This window comes from Stenotrophomonas sp. GD04024, from assembly GCF_029837545.1.
GTDB lineage: Bacteria > Pseudomonadota > Gammaproteobacteria > Xanthomonadales > Xanthomonadaceae > Stenotrophomonas > Stenotrophomonas forensis.
This window is the reverse complement of sequence record NZ_JAOEDV010000024.1, coordinates 20896-37782: the sequence shown is the minus strand read 5'-3', so window position 1 is coordinate 37782 and position 16887 is coordinate 20896. Positions and strand designations below refer to the sequence as shown.

At 66.1% G+C, this 16887-nt stretch carries 15 protein-coding genes; 3 read left to right on the top strand and 12 right to left on the bottom strand.

The features are described from left to right. Positions 1 to 215: 215 nt before the first annotated feature. Both N7590_RS10270 and N7590_RS10265 read right to left on the bottom strand, forming a co-directional pair. A complete protein-coding gene (locus N7590_RS10270; protein ID WP_164240869.1) occupies positions 216 to 965 on the bottom strand; it encodes a hypothetical protein in 750 nt (249 codons plus the stop codon). Positions 966 to 1040: 75 nt separating this feature from the next. After that, the gene (locus N7590_RS10265) at positions 1041 to 1583 is read right to left on the bottom strand and encodes a hypothetical protein (RefSeq protein ID WP_164240870.1); all 543 of its coding nucleotides are present in this window, start codon (positions 1581 to 1583) and stop codon (positions 1041 to 1043) included. A gap of 229 nt (positions 1584 to 1812) precedes the next feature. On the opposite strand from N7590_RS10265, the gene N7590_RS10260 reads away from it, so the two are divergent. Continuing rightward, positions 1813 to 2109, top strand: coding sequence for a CD225/dispanin family protein (locus N7590_RS10260; protein WP_164240871.1), 297 nt, complete (start codon positions 1813 to 1815; stop codon positions 2107 to 2109). An 8-nt stretch (positions 2110 to 2117) separates the two neighbouring features. On the opposite strand, the gene N7590_RS10255 is transcribed toward N7590_RS10260, so the two are convergent. From N7590_RS10255 to N7590_RS10235, 5 genes are all read right to left on the bottom strand, one after another. Further along, a complete protein-coding gene (locus N7590_RS10255; RefSeq protein WP_053449711.1) occupies positions 2118 to 2879 on the bottom strand; it encodes a heme ABC transporter ATP-binding protein in 762 nt (253 codons plus the stop codon). After that, positions 2876 to 3919: an iron ABC transporter permease gene (locus tag N7590_RS10250; protein WP_164240872.1), complete on the bottom strand. Its 1044-nt coding sequence runs from the start codon at positions 3917 to 3919 to the stop codon at positions 2876 to 2878. Before N7590_RS10250 ends, N7590_RS10255 begins: the two co-directional genes overlap by 4 nt. Next, the gene (locus N7590_RS10245) at positions 3916 to 4962 is read right to left on the bottom strand and encodes an ABC transporter substrate-binding protein (protein ID WP_053449709.1); all 1047 of its coding nucleotides are present in this window, start codon (positions 4960 to 4962) and stop codon (positions 3916 to 3918) included. Before N7590_RS10245 ends, N7590_RS10250 begins: the two co-directional genes overlap by 4 nt. A gap of 51 nt (positions 4963 to 5013) precedes the next feature. After that, positions 5014 to 6390, bottom strand: coding sequence for a YncE family protein (locus N7590_RS10240; protein ID WP_164240874.1), 1377 nt, complete (start codon positions 6388 to 6390; stop codon positions 5014 to 5016). A gap of 122 nt (positions 6391 to 6512) precedes the next feature. Further along, the gene (locus tag N7590_RS10235; protein ID WP_164240875.1) at positions 6513 to 7541 is read right to left on the bottom strand and encodes an alpha/beta hydrolase-fold protein; all 1029 of its coding nucleotides are present in this window, start codon (positions 7539 to 7541) and stop codon (positions 6513 to 6515) included. A gap of 281 nt (positions 7542 to 7822) precedes the next feature. Here N7590_RS10235 and N7590_RS10230 point away from each other — a divergent pair, with 281 nt between their 5' ends. After that, positions 7823 to 8197, top strand: a complete 375-nt coding sequence (locus N7590_RS10230; protein WP_164240876.1) for a hypothetical protein — start codon at positions 7823 to 7825, stop codon at positions 8195 to 8197. 73 nt (positions 8198 to 8270) lie between these two features. Here N7590_RS10230 and N7590_RS10225 read toward each other — a convergent pair whose 3' ends face one another. Continuing rightward, a complete protein-coding gene (locus N7590_RS10225; RefSeq protein ID WP_164240877.1) occupies positions 8271 to 8660 on the bottom strand; it encodes a DUF805 domain-containing protein in 390 nt (129 codons plus the stop codon). Between the two features lie 165 nt (positions 8661 to 8825). Further along, a complete protein-coding gene (locus N7590_RS10220; RefSeq protein ID WP_239544143.1) occupies positions 8826 to 10103 on the bottom strand; it encodes a replication-associated recombination protein A in 1278 nt (425 codons plus the stop codon). A 319-nt stretch (positions 10104 to 10422) separates the two neighbouring features. Between N7590_RS10220 and N7590_RS10215 the strand changes: the two genes are divergently transcribed. Beyond that, positions 10423 to 11592, top strand: coding sequence for a hypothetical protein (locus N7590_RS10215; RefSeq protein ID WP_164240879.1), 1170 nt, complete (start codon positions 10423 to 10425; stop codon positions 11590 to 11592). A 155-nt stretch (positions 11593 to 11747) separates the two neighbouring features. On the opposite strand, the gene lolA is transcribed toward N7590_RS10215, so the two are convergent. The 3 genes from lolA to N7590_RS10200 all read right to left on the bottom strand — a co-directional run bounded on the left by lolA (position 11748) and on the right by N7590_RS10200 (position 16841). Further along, positions 11748 to 12386 (bottom strand): outer membrane lipoprotein chaperone LolA, encoded by a 639-nt coding sequence (gene lolA, locus N7590_RS10210; protein WP_164240880.1) that lies wholly within the window; start codon positions 12384 to 12386, stop codon positions 11748 to 11750. A gap of 111 nt (positions 12387 to 12497) precedes the next feature. Then, the gene (locus tag N7590_RS10205; RefSeq protein WP_164240881.1) at positions 12498 to 14441 is read right to left on the bottom strand and encodes a DUF3857 domain-containing protein; all 1944 of its coding nucleotides are present in this window, start codon (positions 14439 to 14441) and stop codon (positions 12498 to 12500) included. 39 nt (positions 14442 to 14480) lie between these two features. Continuing rightward, positions 14481 to 16841, bottom strand: coding sequence for a DNA translocase FtsK (locus tag N7590_RS10200; protein WP_053449701.1), 2361 nt, complete (start codon positions 16839 to 16841; stop codon positions 14481 to 14483). Between the last annotated feature and the right edge of the window lie 46 nt (positions 16842 to 16887).

Here is a 16887-nt window from a genome sequence, read left to right as displayed (position 1 = left end):
ATGGCCGTCTCAACGGCCTCGTGGGGCTCCAGGCAGACACGCCCGTTCCGCGCTTGCGCGGGTCAGGGTGAAAAACTTCAGGAGCGGCATCCGGTTCATGGGGCGCATTCTAGACCTGCCAATCTGGCGCGCAAGTGAATATTGCATACATTGATGGAACGATGCGCACCACTACAGACCCACCCATGGGGTGGCTGCAATCGGTCCCTGGCGCCTTACTTGCACCCATGCAGCGAGCGGGCCTCCGCCACGGTCGCCGCACGGTCATCCCCCATCGAGACCCATCCTTTCAGCGACATCCCCGGATCCACCTGCGCCTGGCGCGGGCCGCCATGGATCACCACCTCGGTCCAGCTGCCGACCGGCACCAGCTCGGACAATCTCGCCGCCTGGTCGTCCTCGGTGCTGAACATGTCGTCCGGCGACGCGGGCTTGGCGTTGTTCACGGTCTCGGTCTTGCGCACCCGGACCCGCAGCGCGCCATCCGGCATGCGCTGGGTCATAACCTCATGGCGTTCGACGCCGTAGGCCCACGTGTTCTCGCCAACGCCACGGGTTTCGCTGCCGTCATCCGCGACCGCCACCACCTCGCCTGCCGGCCCGATCACTCCTGCCACCGCACCCAATCCCGACATCAGTGCCTGGTAGACAATCATCTGCCGCTGCTCGGTCGTCAGCGAACCGACATCCGCCTTGCCCGCAGGCAACTTGAGATAGGCCGCTTCCTTGCACAACACCAGGACCTGCTGGTCATCCCAGCTCACCGACATTTCCTCGTTGGCGAAGTACTGCGTCTTCAACAACGTAACGGCGCCACCCTTACCCTCTGAATGCCGCGTTTCGATCAACGAGGCGTTCTCGGCTGCATCGGTCAGTGATACCGGAGAGGTGGCAGCCGCGTTGGCGGCGCACACGGAAGCAAGCAGGGCGGCAAGCAGCACGCCGCGCGGAGCGGTACGGAACATGGGGTCAGTCCATTGAGGGATTCGAGCACGCCATGATATGCCAACGAGACTCGACAGCCCCATCCCAACCCCGGATCAGCTCATCTCGCCATAGGTACAGCCTACCGTCACCCACCCCGGCGAATAGGACAGATCGACAATCAACCGTATGTGTCGATTGTCCGGAAGCGTTCTGTAGAGATTGAGGCCTTTCCAGCCATGCTCTCTTTCCATGGCCTCGGCATTCCAGCGCGACGACATGCCTCCAATGCGCTTGGCAATGGACATCCCCCGTGCCATCTCCTCGCCGATCGGAACCGGTATGGCAAGAAGCATCTCCTGGCGACCCGACACATGCACTAGCGACGACGACTCTCCCCACGCCGTCGTGGACGTCCGGGTTTTCCAGAGCATCAGTGCCGCGCCAACGCCCGCATCGCTCTGGGTGAAATCGGCGAGGTCGCCCGCTGCGATCCGGCCAGTGAAAGCGTCCAGCTCCCGGTGAGCCAGCTGACACTGCAACAAGCGGGAAAGAATCGATGACGTGTCCTGTTGCGCCTGGGCTGAGAATGAGAGGCCGACAGCCACACAGAACGCAGCCAGCCGCTTACCCCAGAACCTGTCCATCACCATGCCCACGTTCAACACCTTCTACGAATTTTCGATGAAGGCCCATCAATGCGGCAGTGCATCCAAGAAGTAAAGCCGGTGCACGGACTTCCGCGGCCTCCTCGTTGGGCGGTGTGCGTCCTGCCGTTGCAGCAACTGCTGACAGGAAGCCAGATACGTCACGGGCGGCATGGAGATGACGCCTGATCGTACGATTTTCGTACTTCTTGTATACCGCCAATGACAGCGGCAAGTGAACATGCGCCGACCCTATCCCGAGGCGGCGCACATGAGCAAACCGACAGAAAAGTTCCCCAATGACCCATCACGGCTTGCATGGGCGTCACTTCTGCTGGGCAACTGGCTGACTGCAATCATTGCCATCGTCTACGCAAACAAAGCCGCGTCACTTCATCTCGCGGGCCAGGCTGAACTCAGCCTGGCGGCCGCACGCAGATCCCGGGCCTGGGCTTATGCATCATTTGCCCTGCTGTGGATTCCGTTCGCCATAATAGTTGCCGCCGGCATGTACCTGCGTCTCACGGGATCGCGGTAGCCCCCGTCTCAGGTCACCACCACCAGCGGCACACCACGTCGCGGATGCTGCAGCACCACCACATCCTGCTGGTAGACCCGCTGCAGGTTGTCCTCGGTCAGCACCTGCAGCGGCGTGCCATCTGCGGCCACCCTGCCCTGCTCCAGCAGCACGATGCGGTCGGCATAACCGGCGGCCAGATTCAGATCGTGCAGTACTACGATCACGCAGGCCCCGGCTTCGGCGCAGGCACGCACGCTGCGCAGGGTGCGCTCCTGGTGGCGCAGGTCCAGTGCGGCGGTCGGCTCATCCAGCAGCAGCAGCGGCGTGTCCTGCGCCAGTACTCGCGCAAACGTGGTGCGGGCGGACTCGCCACCGGACAGCTGCTGCACTTCGCGCAGGCGCAGCGCCTGCAGTTCGGCGGCATCGATGGCACCTTCAACGTGAGCGTCATCCGCCACAGGATCCGGCGGGTGCGGCAGGCGCCCCATCGCCACCACTTCCTCCACGCTGAAGGCGAAACGCACGCCGTGCTCCTGCGGCATCACCGCGCGCTCGCGTGCCAGCGGCCCCGCCTTGTAGCCTGCCAAGGGTTTGCCGCGCAGGCTCACCTCGCCCGCATCGGCGCGAAGATCACCGGCCGCCACCGCCAGCAACGTGGATTTACCCGCTCCATTCGGGCCCACCAGCGCGGTCACCGTCCCCGGCTCGAATGCGAGCGAGATGCCATGCAGGATCTCGCGCTGCTGGCGGCGCACCACGACCTCGTGCAGTTTCAACAGCACGCTCATGGTGCGGCCTTGCGGCGCTGCTGCAGCACCAGCCAGAGGAAGAACGGCGCGCCCAGCGCAGCCGAGAACAGGCCCAGCGGAATCTCCGCCGGCGGGTCGAGCGTGCGCGCCGCGGTGTCGGCCACCACGATCAGCAGTGCGCCCAGCAGGCCGGACAACGGCAGCAGCCAGCGATGGCCGGGGCCGACCAGCAGGCGCGCCACGTGCGGCACCACCAGGCCAACGAAGCTGATCGAACCGGCAAAGGCCACCGCCGCGCCCACCAGCAGCGCACTGAACGCGACCAGGCGGCGACGCGTGCGGGTCACATCCAGCCCGAGGTGCTGCGCCTGGCGTTCGCCCAGCGCCAGCATGTCGAGGGGTGTGGCCAGGCGCTGCAGCGCGAACACGCCGATCGCGAACAGCGGCACCACCGCTGCCACATCGGCCCAGTTGGCGCGTGCCAGCGAACCCATCTGCCAGAACACCAGCGACTGCAGTTCGCTTTCGCTGGCAATGTAGGCCAGGAAGCCGATCAGCGCCGAGCAGAACGCGGCCATTGCGATGCCGACCAGCAGCAGCGTGGCATTGCCACTGCCCTTGCCCGGGCGCGCCAACGCGTAGGTCAGGCCGATCGCCAGCGCGCCGCCAACGAATGCGGCGACCGGCACCAGCCAACCCGCCGCACCGGCAGCGCCGAGCACGATGGCGGCCACCGCACCCAGCGCCGCGCCCTGGCTGACGCCAACGATGCCCGGATCGGCCAGGGGATTGCCGAACAGGCCCTGCAGGCTGGCCCCGGCCATCGCCAACGATGCGCCGACCATCGCACCGAGCAGCGCACGCGGGATACGCAGCTGCCAGACCACGGCCAGGTCGCGACTGCTGACCGCCTGCGGATCAAGCAGGCCCAGCTTCACCCCCAACGCCTGCACCACCTCCAACGGCGGCAACCGCAACGGACCCACGGCAAACGACGCCAGCACCGCCCCCAGCAGTGCCAGCAACGCCACCATCAACATCATCCGCCCGCGACGGCGGCGCCGATCCGCCGGACTCATGCCTTCGGCAACGCCGCCAGGGCCTTGGCCAGCGCCAGCGCACCGGCACCGGAACCGACGCTGGTGTACTTCAGCTGCACGTCCGGCATCACCCAGACCCGATTGGCCTGCCCGGCCGGGGTCTGCTTCAGCGTCGGATACGACTTCCACAGGCCTTCGGCGCCGCCGAACAGCTGCAGGTCATGCTCGGTCACCAGGATCACCTCCGGTGCTGCCGCGACCACGCCCTCGTTGCTCAGCTGCGAGTAGTTCTTCACCCCCGCTTCGGTACCGATGTTGACGCCACCGGCCAGTGCGATCAGCTGCGCCGAGGCGCTGTCGGCACCAGCCACGGTCGGCGCGCCGCCGGCGCCGGTTGCCGAAACGTGGATCACCCGTGGTGCATGGCCCAGGCCCTTGCCAATCGCTGCAGCCTCGTCCAGCTGGCGCTGCACCTGCGTGGCAAGCGCCTGCCCTGCCTCGGCCAGCCCGAGTGCAGCGGCGACCTTGCGCACCTTGTCAGGTGCCGGCTGCAGATCGTCGATGACCACCGCCGGCTCGCCCACTTCGCGCAGCTTCTTTGCCAGCTCGGTATGGCGGCGCAGGCTGTTGCCCAGGAACAGCGAGCCCTGCAGGCTCAGCACGCCCTCTACGCCGGTGGTGCGGTTGAACAGGAACTGGTGCGGCGCGGCCAGGCCCGCCTGGGTGGTGGTGTTGGTCGGCGCGGCGAAGACCTGCTTGCCAAGGCCCAGCGCCTCGATCACCGCAATGACATCGTCGCCACCGGCGATGATGCGGCTGGTGTCGGCCACCTCGATATCGGCGCCGTCATCGGAATGCACCTTGGCCGGCAGCACCGCCTTCTGGTCGTGCACGGCCGGCATCTCGGCACCGGCCACGCGCTGCCAGCCTGCCGGCAAGGCACCTTCAGCCGCCGCCGTGGCGGCCGGCGCCTCGGCAGGCTTCTGGCCCTCGGACGGGGCCGGCGCGCCACCGCACGCGGACAGCGCCAGCGAGACAGCCAGGGGAAGCGCACACAGGCGCAGACGGGACGCGATGTTCATGGAGGTTCTCCTTGCTGGCCGGGCGATGCGCGCATCGCCCGGCCCGGTGGCTTACTGCTTCGGGGTGATGCGGGTGATGCGGTCACCCTTCGGGTCTTCGGCACCGCGCGACTTGTTCACCGCGAACACATTGCCCTTGCCATCGGCGCGGACATGGTTCGGCAGCGTGCCGCCATCAAGGTTGGCGACCACCTTGCCGTCGCCATTCACCACGGTGACGGTACCGGCGCCGCGGTTGCTGACGTAGGCCAGGCCGGAGGCATCGTCGAAGGCGACGTTCAGTGCACCGGCACCGACCGGCACGTCATGCAGCACCTTGCCGGCCGCCACATCGACGATCAACAGGTTGTCGGTGCCCTGCGAGGCCACGTACAGGCGGTTGCGTGCCGCATCGAAGGCGACGCCGGAGGCGCTGATCGAATTGCCCAGGTCGATGACCTTGTCGACCTTGCCGCTGGCAACGTCGATCACCGCCGCTTCCGGCGTACCGATGCTGACGGTGAACAGCTTGCCGCCCTTCTCGTCCAGCACCAGGCTCATCGGGGTGAACTTGCCGTCATCGACGCCGGACTCCAGCGTCACCGCCGGCAGCTCCTTGAGCGTCTTGGCGTCGAACACCGACAGGTGGTCCTCACCCGTAGCCGAGGCGAACACCTTGCCGTGGGTACCATCGACCACCACGTCGCGCGCGTGCGGCACCGCATCGACCGGGAACTGGTGGACCAGTGACAGATCCTTCTGGCGATAGACCGCGATCGAGTTCTGGCGGGTATTGGTGACCCAGACGTTGCCGTTGGTGTCATCCACGCCGACGCCGTAGACCGCATACACCGCGCCATTGGTGCTGCCCGGCACCTGCGCCGGGGTGATCGCCTTGGTCACCTTCAGCGTCTTCGGGTCCAGCTTCAGCAGCTGCGACTGGGTCACCGGCGGGCGGCCCACCGCCGAGGTCACGAACACCGCGTTGCTGGCGGCGCTGTAGGCGGACTGGTACAGGCCCGGCACCAGCTTGTTGGACTGGGTAGCGAACTGCGCCTGGCCCGACAGCGGCAGCTGCGGCGAGACCCGCAGCTTCAGCACCGTGGCCGCGGCCGGCTGGCTGGCACGCACCACCACCGGGTGGGTGCCCGGCACCGCATCGGCCGGAATGCTCAGCTGGGTCTTGAAGTTGCCATCGGCATCGACCACCAGCGGCTGCGTGTTGAGCACAGCGTCACCGCGCAGCAGGCTGACCTTCTGGCCCGGCACGAAACCGCGACCGACCACGTCGGCGGTGCTGCCGGGAACCACGTTCTCACCGCGTGAGACGACCTGGCCCTTGAAGGTGGCATTGGCCGGCTGGTCGAATACCGGCTGCGCGGTGGCGGTCACCGCCAGCAGCATGCCGGCGGCCAGGGAAGTGAGACGGAAAGACGGACGGAACGACATGGAAGGCTCCTTGCACACGTAGGCCGCGCCACGTGGCGCGGGAGTCATCGGTTGCCTGGGCCGCTGCACGTCGGCAGCCTCGCCTGGGTAGTGGGGTCGCACGGCATCGCGTGCGAGGGAATTCATTCGGCGGCGTTGTCACCGCCAAGGGCAGCACCGTCGCCGGCGCTGCGATCGGTCACGCCATACAACTCGTGCAGCGCGGCGTGGAACGAGGCCGGCAGCATCGGACCGTGGCCGAGGCCGTCGAACTCGCGGTACTGCACGCTCAGTCCGGGGACCTTGCCCAGCCGCTCGGACAGCTGCATCGCTGCGTCCGGGGTGGCACCACCGATGCGGCGCAGGTGCGCGACCACGCGCGGGTTGTTCATGTCGCGCTTGCCGCGGTCACCAATGCGCTCCGCGCCGCCCAGCATCAACCAGAGCTTTGCGCGCTGGCCGTGCACGTTCTGCACGAACTGCTGTTCCGGATCGCCCAGCGCCGCACCCTGGCTCCACCACAGCGACGGGCTGGCCGCCAGGTAGGACTGGAACGCCGCCGGACGGGTGTACAGCGCATTGAGCACGAACAGGCCACCCAGCGAGTGGCCCCACAGCGCTTGCTGCTGCGCATCGATGCGTGCGCGGCGCTCGACCTCAGGCTTGATCCGCCGCTCGATCACATCAAGGAACGCTGCAGCGCCTCCTCCTACCGCCTGGGTCGTGCCGCTCTCGTCGTCCGCGCGATCGATCCACGCGGTGTAGTCGCGGGTGCGCGCCTTCGAATCGATGCGCAGGTCGTTGTCGTAGCCGATCAGCACCAGCACCGGTGGTGCCTTGCGTGCCGCCAACTCGGCCAGAATCGGCTGGTCCAGCACCATGGCCACGGCATTGCCGTCCAGCGCGTACAACACCGGCAGCGGCGCCTTGCCAGCCTTTGCCGGAATCGCCACGTTCACCCGCCAGCGGCGTTGCTGGTCGGGGCTGTCCACCACGAAATGCTCGAAGCGATAGCTGGCCGCCGGCTCGTCGAGCACGGTGTGGCCGATTTTCTGCAGCGGGTTGCGCTGCTGTGCATGGGCGTACGGAGTAGCCAGGAGTAGACCCATCATCAAGGCGGCCAGGCAGCGGGCCAGCGGGCCCCGGCGCAAAGGCAGGACGAAATGCTTCATCAGCGGCGGCAGAAGCGGCCCACGGCCGCCGGTTCACAAGGGACCGCAGTCTACCTCAAACGCGAATGATTATCACATCGATCACACGTCACACTGTGTATCACGCGCGCGCATGCCCGCTTGCACAGGGGGCGGAATTTCCCCTATTTTGCCGGCCACCGGGGCATTGGACCGCCCCGCTTCCAACGCTGCCATGGAGGGTGGACAGTCTGCCGCCGTCCGGGCCGCGTTCATCCGCGCCACGACCGCCATGGGATCGGATCCCATGATTGTGAGACCCCTTGAAGCACACCGCACTGATCGCCCTCACCCTCGGCCTGCTCGCGCCGCTGGCCGCCCACGCCGCACAGGATCTTCCGACGCTCTACCAGGCCTTTGAAGAAGCCGGCAATTCCACGCTGAGCATGGAAGAACTCAACCAGACGGTGACCTTCACCGCCGTGGCGCTGGGCGTTTCCAGCAACATGGCGGGCGAACCGCTCATCGAGGCCGGCGATGACCAGGGCAATGTCCTGGCCCGGCTGACCACCTCCGATGATCAGCAGGCGGCCAAACTGGGCGCACTGGAAGAAGGCGCTGTCTTCAGCGCCAGCTGCACGCTGCAGTTCAGCTCCGGCACGGACTACCTGTCCTTCGGCGATTGCGCCATCAAGTAAAGACGAAGCCGGCGAAACGCCGGCTTCTTTTCTTTGCCTCTGTAGCGTCGAGCCATGCTCGACTCGTGCAGCATCACGGCCCCGTGGGCACCGGGCCATACGGATTCTCCTGCGGCGTGCCCGGCAGCAGCGAGAAGATCATGATCACGATGCCACCGCCCGGCACCAGCGCCAGCAGGAACAGCCAGCCCGACTGGTTGCAGTCATGCAGGCGGCGCACGGTCACGGCAATCAACGGCACGATCGTGGCCAGCCACATCACACCCAGCAGTACCACCATGCCGATCAGGATGCCGGCCAGTGCATCGGCACTGTTGCGCAGGAGGATTGCCAGCACGCCGGCCAGCACCATCACCGCTGTTGCGACCAGGAACAGGAACAGCTGGTACATCCAGTACTCGCGGCGGTTGGCGCGGCCCTCGAACTGGGCGTAGCGCTTCAACGGCAGAATCATTTCCTGCACGGCATCGATCCTTGAAAAGAGAAGCCGCGCAGTGTGCCAAATGCACGCGCACGCGACAATGCAGCGTCGTGCCCTGCCCGACTGCCATGCCCCTGTAGAGTCGAGCCATGCTCGACTCAATACGCGCGAAGCAGTCGAGCATGGCTCGACTCTACACAAGCAGGATCAACGGCCCTTTGCGGCGCGCGCCGCTTCGCGCTCGGCGCGCAGCCGATCCAGCTTTTCCTTCAGCTTGATTTCCAGGCCGCGCGGCACCGGGTTGTAGTACACGCGCTCACCCATCGCATCCGGGAAACCGGTCTGATCCAGCGCGATGCCGCCTTCGGCGTCGTGGTCGTACTGGTACTCCGCACCGTAGCCCAGCTCCTTCATCAGCTTGGTCGGCGCGTTGCGCAGGTGCAGCGGCACCTCCTCGGTACCACTCTCGCGCACGTCGGCCTTGGCCTGATTGAAGGCCGCATAGCCGGCGTTCGACTTGGCGGTGCTGGCCAGATAGAGCACCAGCTGGGCAAAGGCAAGCTCGCCTTCCGGGCTGCCCAAACGCTCGTAGATGTCCCAGGCCTCCAGCGCCATGCTCTGCGCGCGCGGATCGGCCAGTCCGATGTCCTCGATGGCCATGCGAGTCAGCCGGCGCGCAAGGTAGGACGGATCGCAGCCGCCATCGAGCATGCGGGTCAGCCAGTACAGCGCGGCATCGGGATTGGAGCTGCGCACGGACTTGTGCAATGCCGAGATCTGGTCGTAGAACTGCTCGCCGCCCTTGTCGAAGCGCCGGGTGCGATCTGCCAGCACCTGGATAAGGGTCTGCGGGGTGATGCGGCCACCCTCGCCGCCCGCCAGCTCGGCGGCGATTTCCAGCAGGGTCAGCGCGCGTCGCACGTCACCGTCAGCGGCGGTGGCGATTTCCAGCAGCAGCTCGGGGGCGACCTCGATACCCTCGTCGCCCAGGCCGCGCTCACGGTCACCCAGCGCACGCTCCAGCGCTTCGACGATGTCGGTGGGCGAGACGCCCTCCAGCACATGCACGCGGCAGCGCGACAGCAACGCCGAGTTCAGTTCGAACGACGGATTCTCGGTGGTGGCGCCAACGAACAGGATGGTGCCCCGCTCGATGTGCGGTAGGAACGCATCCTGCTGCGCCTTGTTGAAGCGATGCACCTCATCCACGAACAGCACCGTGCGGCGACCTTCGGCGAACCGTTGCGCAGCCTCGGCCAGCACCTGGCGCACTTCCGGCAGGCCGGACAGCACGGCGGAGATGGCACGGAACTCGGCATCGGAATACTCGGCCAGCAGCAGCGCCAGGGTGGTCTTGCCACAGCCCGGCGGCCCCCACAGGATCATCGAATGCACGCGACCGGATTCAACCGCGCGGCGCAGCGCGCTGTCCGGCGCCAGCAGGCGCTTCTGCCCGACCATTTCGTCCAGGGTGCGCGGGCGCATGCGCTCGGCAAGCGGGCGCAGATGTTCCCGATCAACGCTCAGCAGATCGGGGCCGGGGAAGGAAGTTGAACGATGTCTTGCCACACGTCCATTGTACCGCGAGAGCGTGCCAACCAAGGTTGGCACCCACCACGGCGGCCGGCCATGATCGGTAGTGCCGGCCGCTGGCCGGCAACCCCGCAATCTGTCGGAAATGGGCCGGCGCGGGTGCCACCGATACATCGGTAAGCCGCTGATTCACATGGAGCATGCTTTCGCGGGACCCATGCATCCTCATCATTAACCGAGAATTTGAAGCTCAACCATTCAGGACTCACCCGTGCGCGATCCCGAGTCCAATGCCCTTGAGTTCGTTGCCGGCTGCGCCGTCGACGCGGACATCTACTACCTGGCTGCAAGGATTGGCCCGGGGCACGAATGCTATGACCCTGATCCCGGCCCGCCCTCCCGGATGTTCTTCTATCAACATCAAACGGATGAGAAATGGTTCTATCACGACCTGTCCGACTGGCAGGTCGAGTCCGCCATCTTCATCCCTGAACAACAGGACGGGCGGGAGCGCCGTGTACTGGCCCTGGACTTCTACGGCCACCTTGAAGACCTCGCTCGATCAGGCACGAAATGCGAGCTCATTCCACCTGAAGGTGATCACTTCTGCGGGGGCCTGACCCGAGTTCGGCAACTGGGCAAGGATCTGTTCTGCTGTGGCGTGCACGGGATGATCTGTCACCGTAGCGAGACTGGCTGGAAGCAGCTTCCCACCCACTTCCCCGCACCCGAACGCGGGAGTCTCAAGGACGATCTTGAGTCGATTGATTTCGACAACTGGCTTGCCTGCGTTGGCCATCTGTTCGAACTGGACGGTGTGCCACCACTACCCGCTGACCCTGCAGAGCGCGACGCAGAGCTTCGGCGAAGATTTGAAGAATCACGCGCCGATCTGGCGCAAATCGGCAAGAATCAAGTGGTCAAGCAGCTACTCGCTGAGTTGGATCTGGCCAGCGTGAATGACCTCTGCGGAACCGGCCTTACCGATCTCTATGCGATCGGTTCTGACGGCCTGATTGCGCACTGGGATGGGGCCACCTGGAATGTTCCGGAGCCGATCACCTCCGCCGAACTGCTGCATGCATCCAGAACGGATTCGGGCGAACTGTTCCTGGTCGGTACCGAGGCAACAATCTTGATGGGGCAGATCAATACGGGTTTCACGCCGATCCGGCATCAGATCAGCCCCGAAGTCCCGTTCTACTGCGCTTGCATGTACGGGCAAGCCATCTACATCGGCTCAGAGAATGGACTTTATCTCTACAGTCCCAACTCCGGAGTGGTTGAACGCCTGGAGGCGGGCATTCCTGAAGAGCTGATGGATGCCGCAATTAACGACATCAGTTCCGCCGACGGCGTGTTGTGGGTGCTGACGCCCTGGGATCTGATTCGATTTGATGGCACCGCGTGGCAGGTGATCGTTCACCCGGACAACGAATGAGCCGACCGAGAGCGTGCCAACCAAGGTTGGCACCCACCAGGGCGGCCGGGCCATGATCGGTAGTGCCGGCCGCTGGCCGGCAGATCAAAAGCGTGCCAACCAACGGTTGGCACCCACCAGAGCAGGTAGCGCCCGGCCGGGCCCGGCGTCCCCGATCAGTTACCGATGACGTCGGTGCCCTTCGGCGGGGTGAAGCTGAAGGTGCCGGCGGCGAAGCCCGGGTTGCGCTTCCAGCCACTGAAGGTGATCACGGTGCGCTGGCCGACCGCGTCGGTGATTTCCATCTTGGCCAGGCCCTGGGCGTTGAAGCCCAGCGCGGCGTACTGGAAGCTGGCTTCGGTGTCGCGCTTCGGCGACAGCGACAACCATTGCAGGCCGTCGCGCTGCGCGGCTTCCTCACTGAGGTCGTACTGCTGCTCCAGCAGCGCCGGGTTGATCAGCGCGGTCAGCGGGCTGTTCTGCTCTTCCTTGCCCTGCTCGCGCACGGTGGCCTGTTCCAGGTCCGGCTCGTACATCCAGACCTTCTTGCCATCGGCCACGATCAGCTGTTCGTGCGGGCGCACGTACTCCCAGCGGAACAGGCGCGGCGCCGACAGCGCCACACGGCCACTGGTCGATTCCTTCACCCTTCCGCGGCTGTCGAACACCTGCTGGCTGAACTGGCCATCCAGGCCCTTCAGGCCACTGGTGAAGCTCTTCAGGTCATCGCGGGCACCGGCCCAGGCGCTGCCGGCAGCGGCGCAGGCGACGCCCAGGGTGGTGATGGCAAGGAAACGACGGAAGCGGAAGTTCATGCAGGAATCCTGTGGGCGCATGCGCCAGGAAAGGTGGTAGCCAGTGTGCCCGGGCAAAGATGAATGGGCGATCAGGGCGACATTATGCCGCCCCGAACGTCCATCGGCGATTCAGCCGCCCGCCCCCGGCAGCTTGCCGTACAGCACCTGCCCGCGGAAACCACGGCGCACTTCGCGGTACAGCGCGCGGAACGCGGTGTAGTCCTGCGGCTGGCACAGCGCCTCCGGGCCACGCACCGCGTTCTGCTGCAGGCGGTGCCGCACGACCACGTCCTGGCCCTCGCGGCTCCAGTCCACCCGGTACTCGCCCGCAGCGTTGCTGAAACGCTGGCTGGCCGGAATGGCGATGATCGGTGCGTTGGCCGGGAACTGCAGGCGATAGGTTTCCTCGCGCAGGCTGGCGTTGCAGTAGAACGGGGTCTCGTTGGCCGGCGCCGATGCGGTGGCGTACAGCCCGCGCACCGATTCGCCACCCGGCGGGTCCGGCACGGCCATGCCGCCGGCCACGCTGAAATCGGCGTAGTCCTCGGCCTGGAACGCCATGCGATAGCCGAATGGCCGGGTCAGGTCGACCGGCACGCCCTGGATCTGCAGCTGCCCTCGCCCATCGAAGCCGGACGCGGCCATGATCTGCTCTTCAGCGCGCGCACGGTTCTGCGCGTTGAGCTGGGCGAACTGCGCACGCATGCCGATTTCGGCGTTCTCGCCCAGCTTCGGAATCGTTTCGCCACGCAGGTTGCCATTGGCATCGAAGGTGAAGCGCACCTCCATCGACGTAGCATTGCGCTGCGGTGTGTTGGCCGGGGTACGCGCCAGCGTGGCATCGCGGGTACGCATCACCGGAGCACCAAGGTCACCTTCGGGCAGCTGGCCGAAGCGCGCCCACGCGGTGGTCGAGTCCAGGTACAGATCAAACTCGGGAATGTAGGTGATGGCGTGGTTGAAGCGGCCCAGTACCGGAATCTTCGGCAGGGTCGGGCCACCGCCCGCTCCGATCAGCACTGGCGAACTGTCGATGCCCTTTGCCGCCAGCAGCGCCTCCAGGATCGTCACGTGGTCCTTGCAGTCGCCATAGTGGTTGTCGAGGATGCTCTGCGCGCTGTTCGGCTCCAGGCCACCGTTGCCCAGGTACACCGCCACATAGCGGATGTTCTGCGCCACCCAGCGGTACAGCGCATCGGCCTGCTCGCGGCGGTCGCTGATGCCGGCGGTCACCTGGTCGGCCAGTGCCTGCAGCTCCGGGGTGACCTGCGCCGCCGGGCCCGCCTTGAGCTGGTAGGCGCGCCCCATCTGCGACCAGTCACGGTACGTGCTGGCCATGATGTTCGGGCCGAACTCCCAACCTGCCGCCGACCAGTTCTGCGCCGGCATCGCCTCGCGGCGCTGGTAGCGCCAGCGCCACTGCGCCTGGCCGTTCTTCACCGTCGGGCGATCACTGCCCTGCACGCCACGGCTGTCGACGAACATCGGCAGGTTGGCCGGCGCACTGAGGGTGACTTCGGCGTCCTCGTATTCGGTGAACACGTTGAAGGTTTCCCACAGGCCGAAATAGCCCGGGAAGTACGGGGTCGTCTGGGTCCGGCGCACCTGGTAGTACAGGCGCGTGCCCGGGGCCAGGTTCGGGAACACGATCACCCGCACCTTGCGGTCGGCGTACATCGCCGCCGAGGCGCTGGAGTAGCTTTCCTGGGTGTAGATGCGATCGGCCGGCACGTCGCGGCGCTGGCCGTCGGCGGTGATGGTGTAGGCGCCGAGCACTTCCAGCGTCTCCATCTTCTCGCTGTAGCTCAGCCGCACCTGGCTGAACTGCTCGACGGAGGCCTTGGTCTTGAGCAGGACTTCGTAGGTTTCGGTCTGCACATTGCCCGCATCGGGCCGCACCTGGTAGTCGGCGCGGTAACGGACAATGCTGAAATTGTTGCTGGCTTCGGTGTCGCCGCTGGTGGAAGGCGGCGCCGTAGCGGGCGCGGAGGTGGCGGTGTCTGCCAGTGCCGGGCTGGCAGCCAGGAAGGCTGCCAGCGCCAGTGCCAGCGCGCTGGGTACGGGGTGAAGCATGCGTCGGTTCCTTGGACGTCGTGGGGGATACGTCGGGTCTTACTTCGGCGGCGGCGGTGCCAGCACCGTGCGGTCGCCATTGTGTTCAGGCGCACTGACCACGCCGGCCGCTTCCATGGCCTCAATCAGTCGTGCTGCACGGTTGTAGCCGATCTTCAGCCGGCGCTGCACGCCGGAAATCGAGGCGCGGCGGGTCTCGGTGACCACCCGCAGCGCTTCGTCATACAACGGGTCGGACTCATCGCCGGCGGAGCTGTTCTCGGGCAGGCCGGTGGCGCCAACGACCACGCCGTCACCCATCGTCTGCACTTCGTCCAGCACGCCGTCGACATAGTCGGCCGGGCCCATCGCCTTGAGGTGTTCGACCACGCGGTGCACTTCCTCGTCGGAGACGAACGCGCCGTGCACGCGCTCGGGCATGGCGGTGCCCGGCGGCAGGTAAAGCATGTCGCCGTGGCCCAGCAGGGTTTCCGCACCGGACTGGTCGAGGATGGTGCGCGAGTCGATCTTGGAGCTGACCTGGAAGGCGATGCGGGTCGGGATGTTGGCCTTGATCAGGCCGGTGATCACGTCCACCGACGGGCGCTGCGTGGCCAGGATCAGGTGGATGCCGGCCGCACGCGCCTTCTGTGCCAGGCGCGCGATCAGCTCTTCCACCTTCTTGCCGACGATCATCATCATGTCGGCGAATTCGTCGATGAAGATGACGATGAACGGCAGCGTCTCCAGCGGGCGCGGCGCCTCGCCCAGTTCCGGGTTCGGCTTGAACAGCGGGTCCATCAACGGCTGGCCGGCGTCCTGCGCTTCCTTCACCTTCTTGTTGAAGCCGGCCAGGTTGCGCACGCCCACCGCGCTCATCAGCTTGTAGCGGCGCTCCATCTCGGCCACGCACCAGCGCAGGCCGTTGGCGGCCTCCTTCATGTCGGTGACCACCGGCGCCAGCAGGTGCGGGATGCCCTGGTAGACGCTCAGTTCGAGCATCTTGGGGTCGATCATCAGCATCCGCAGGTCTTTCGGCGAGGCCTTGAACAGCAGGCTCAGCACCATCGCGTTGACCGCCACCGACTTGCCCGAACCGGTGGTACCGGCCACCAGCAGGTGCGGCATGCGCGCCAGGTCGGCCACGGTGGAGCGGCCGGCGATGTCCTTGCCCAGCGCCAGGGTCAGCACGCTGGCCGACTTGTCGTACTCCTTGGAGCGCAACAGCTCGGACAGGTAGATCATCTCGCGGGTGACGTTGGGGATTTCCAGGCCGATCACCGACTTGCCCGGAATCACGTCGACCACGCGCACCGATTTCACCGACAGGCCGCGCGCGATGTCCTTGTCCAGCGAACTGATCTGGCTGACCTTGATGCCCGGCGCCGGCTCGATCTCGAAGCGGGTGATGACCGGGCCGGGATTGGCACCGACCACCTGGGCGTCGATGCGGAAATCCTTCAGCTTGAACTCGATCTGCCGCGACAGCGCGTCCAGGGTTTCCTTGTCGTAGCCCACCGGCTGCGGCTTGGGATCGTCCAGCAACGCCAGCGGCGGCAGGTCCGAGCCATCGCCATTGACGCCACGGAACATCGGGATCTGCGTGTCGCGCTTGGCCCGGTCACTCTTCTCGATCACCGGCTCCGGGCGCGGTTCGATCTTCACCGGCTCGCGCTTGGCGCGCACCTCGGCATCGGCCTTGCGCACCTCCTGGCGCTCCTCGCGCATCACCCGGGTCTGCTGCCACTCGGTGACTTCTTCCTTCTTGCGCGCCAGCAACGGTGCCAGCGACATCACGCCGCGTCCGATCTTCTCCATCACCGTGAACCAGGAAAGCCCGGTGGCCAGGGTGATCGAGGCCAGCAGCAGCACCAGCACGAACAGGTTCGCACCCAGCGCACCGAAGCCCACCGTGAGCGAATTGCCGACCAGCTTGCCGAGGATGCCGCCGGCGCTGGAGACATCGCCACTGAACAGGCGTACATGCAGGAAGCCGGTGCCGGCGATCAGGAAGCCGACCAGCCCGACCAGGCGCAGCGCCGGGTCCAGGTCGTTTTCGCCCTTGCTCTCGCGCTTGAGGCCGAACATGGCTATCCACGCCAGTGCGCCCAGCACCACCGGCAGCAGGAAGGCGACGTAGCCGAACAGCTGCAGCAGCACGTCGGCGATCCAGGCCCCGGCGCGGCCGCCCAGGTTGTGTACCGGCGCAACCACGCTGCCGGTATGCGACCAGCCCGGATCGGTGGCTGAATAGGTGAACAGACTGGCCGCCAGGTACAGCAGGGCTGGCGCGATGGCGATCAGGCCAAGGTCGCGCCAGAGGCGTTGGCGGCGTGGATTGTCGGTCGTCGCCGCCGCGGCCGTGCGACGTGACGCCTTGCTGTCGTCGGACTTGGAGCGTTCGGGGACCTGCTTCGCCACCTTAGACCATACCTTTGGAATGCGCTGTTAGTGATTGATAATAAAT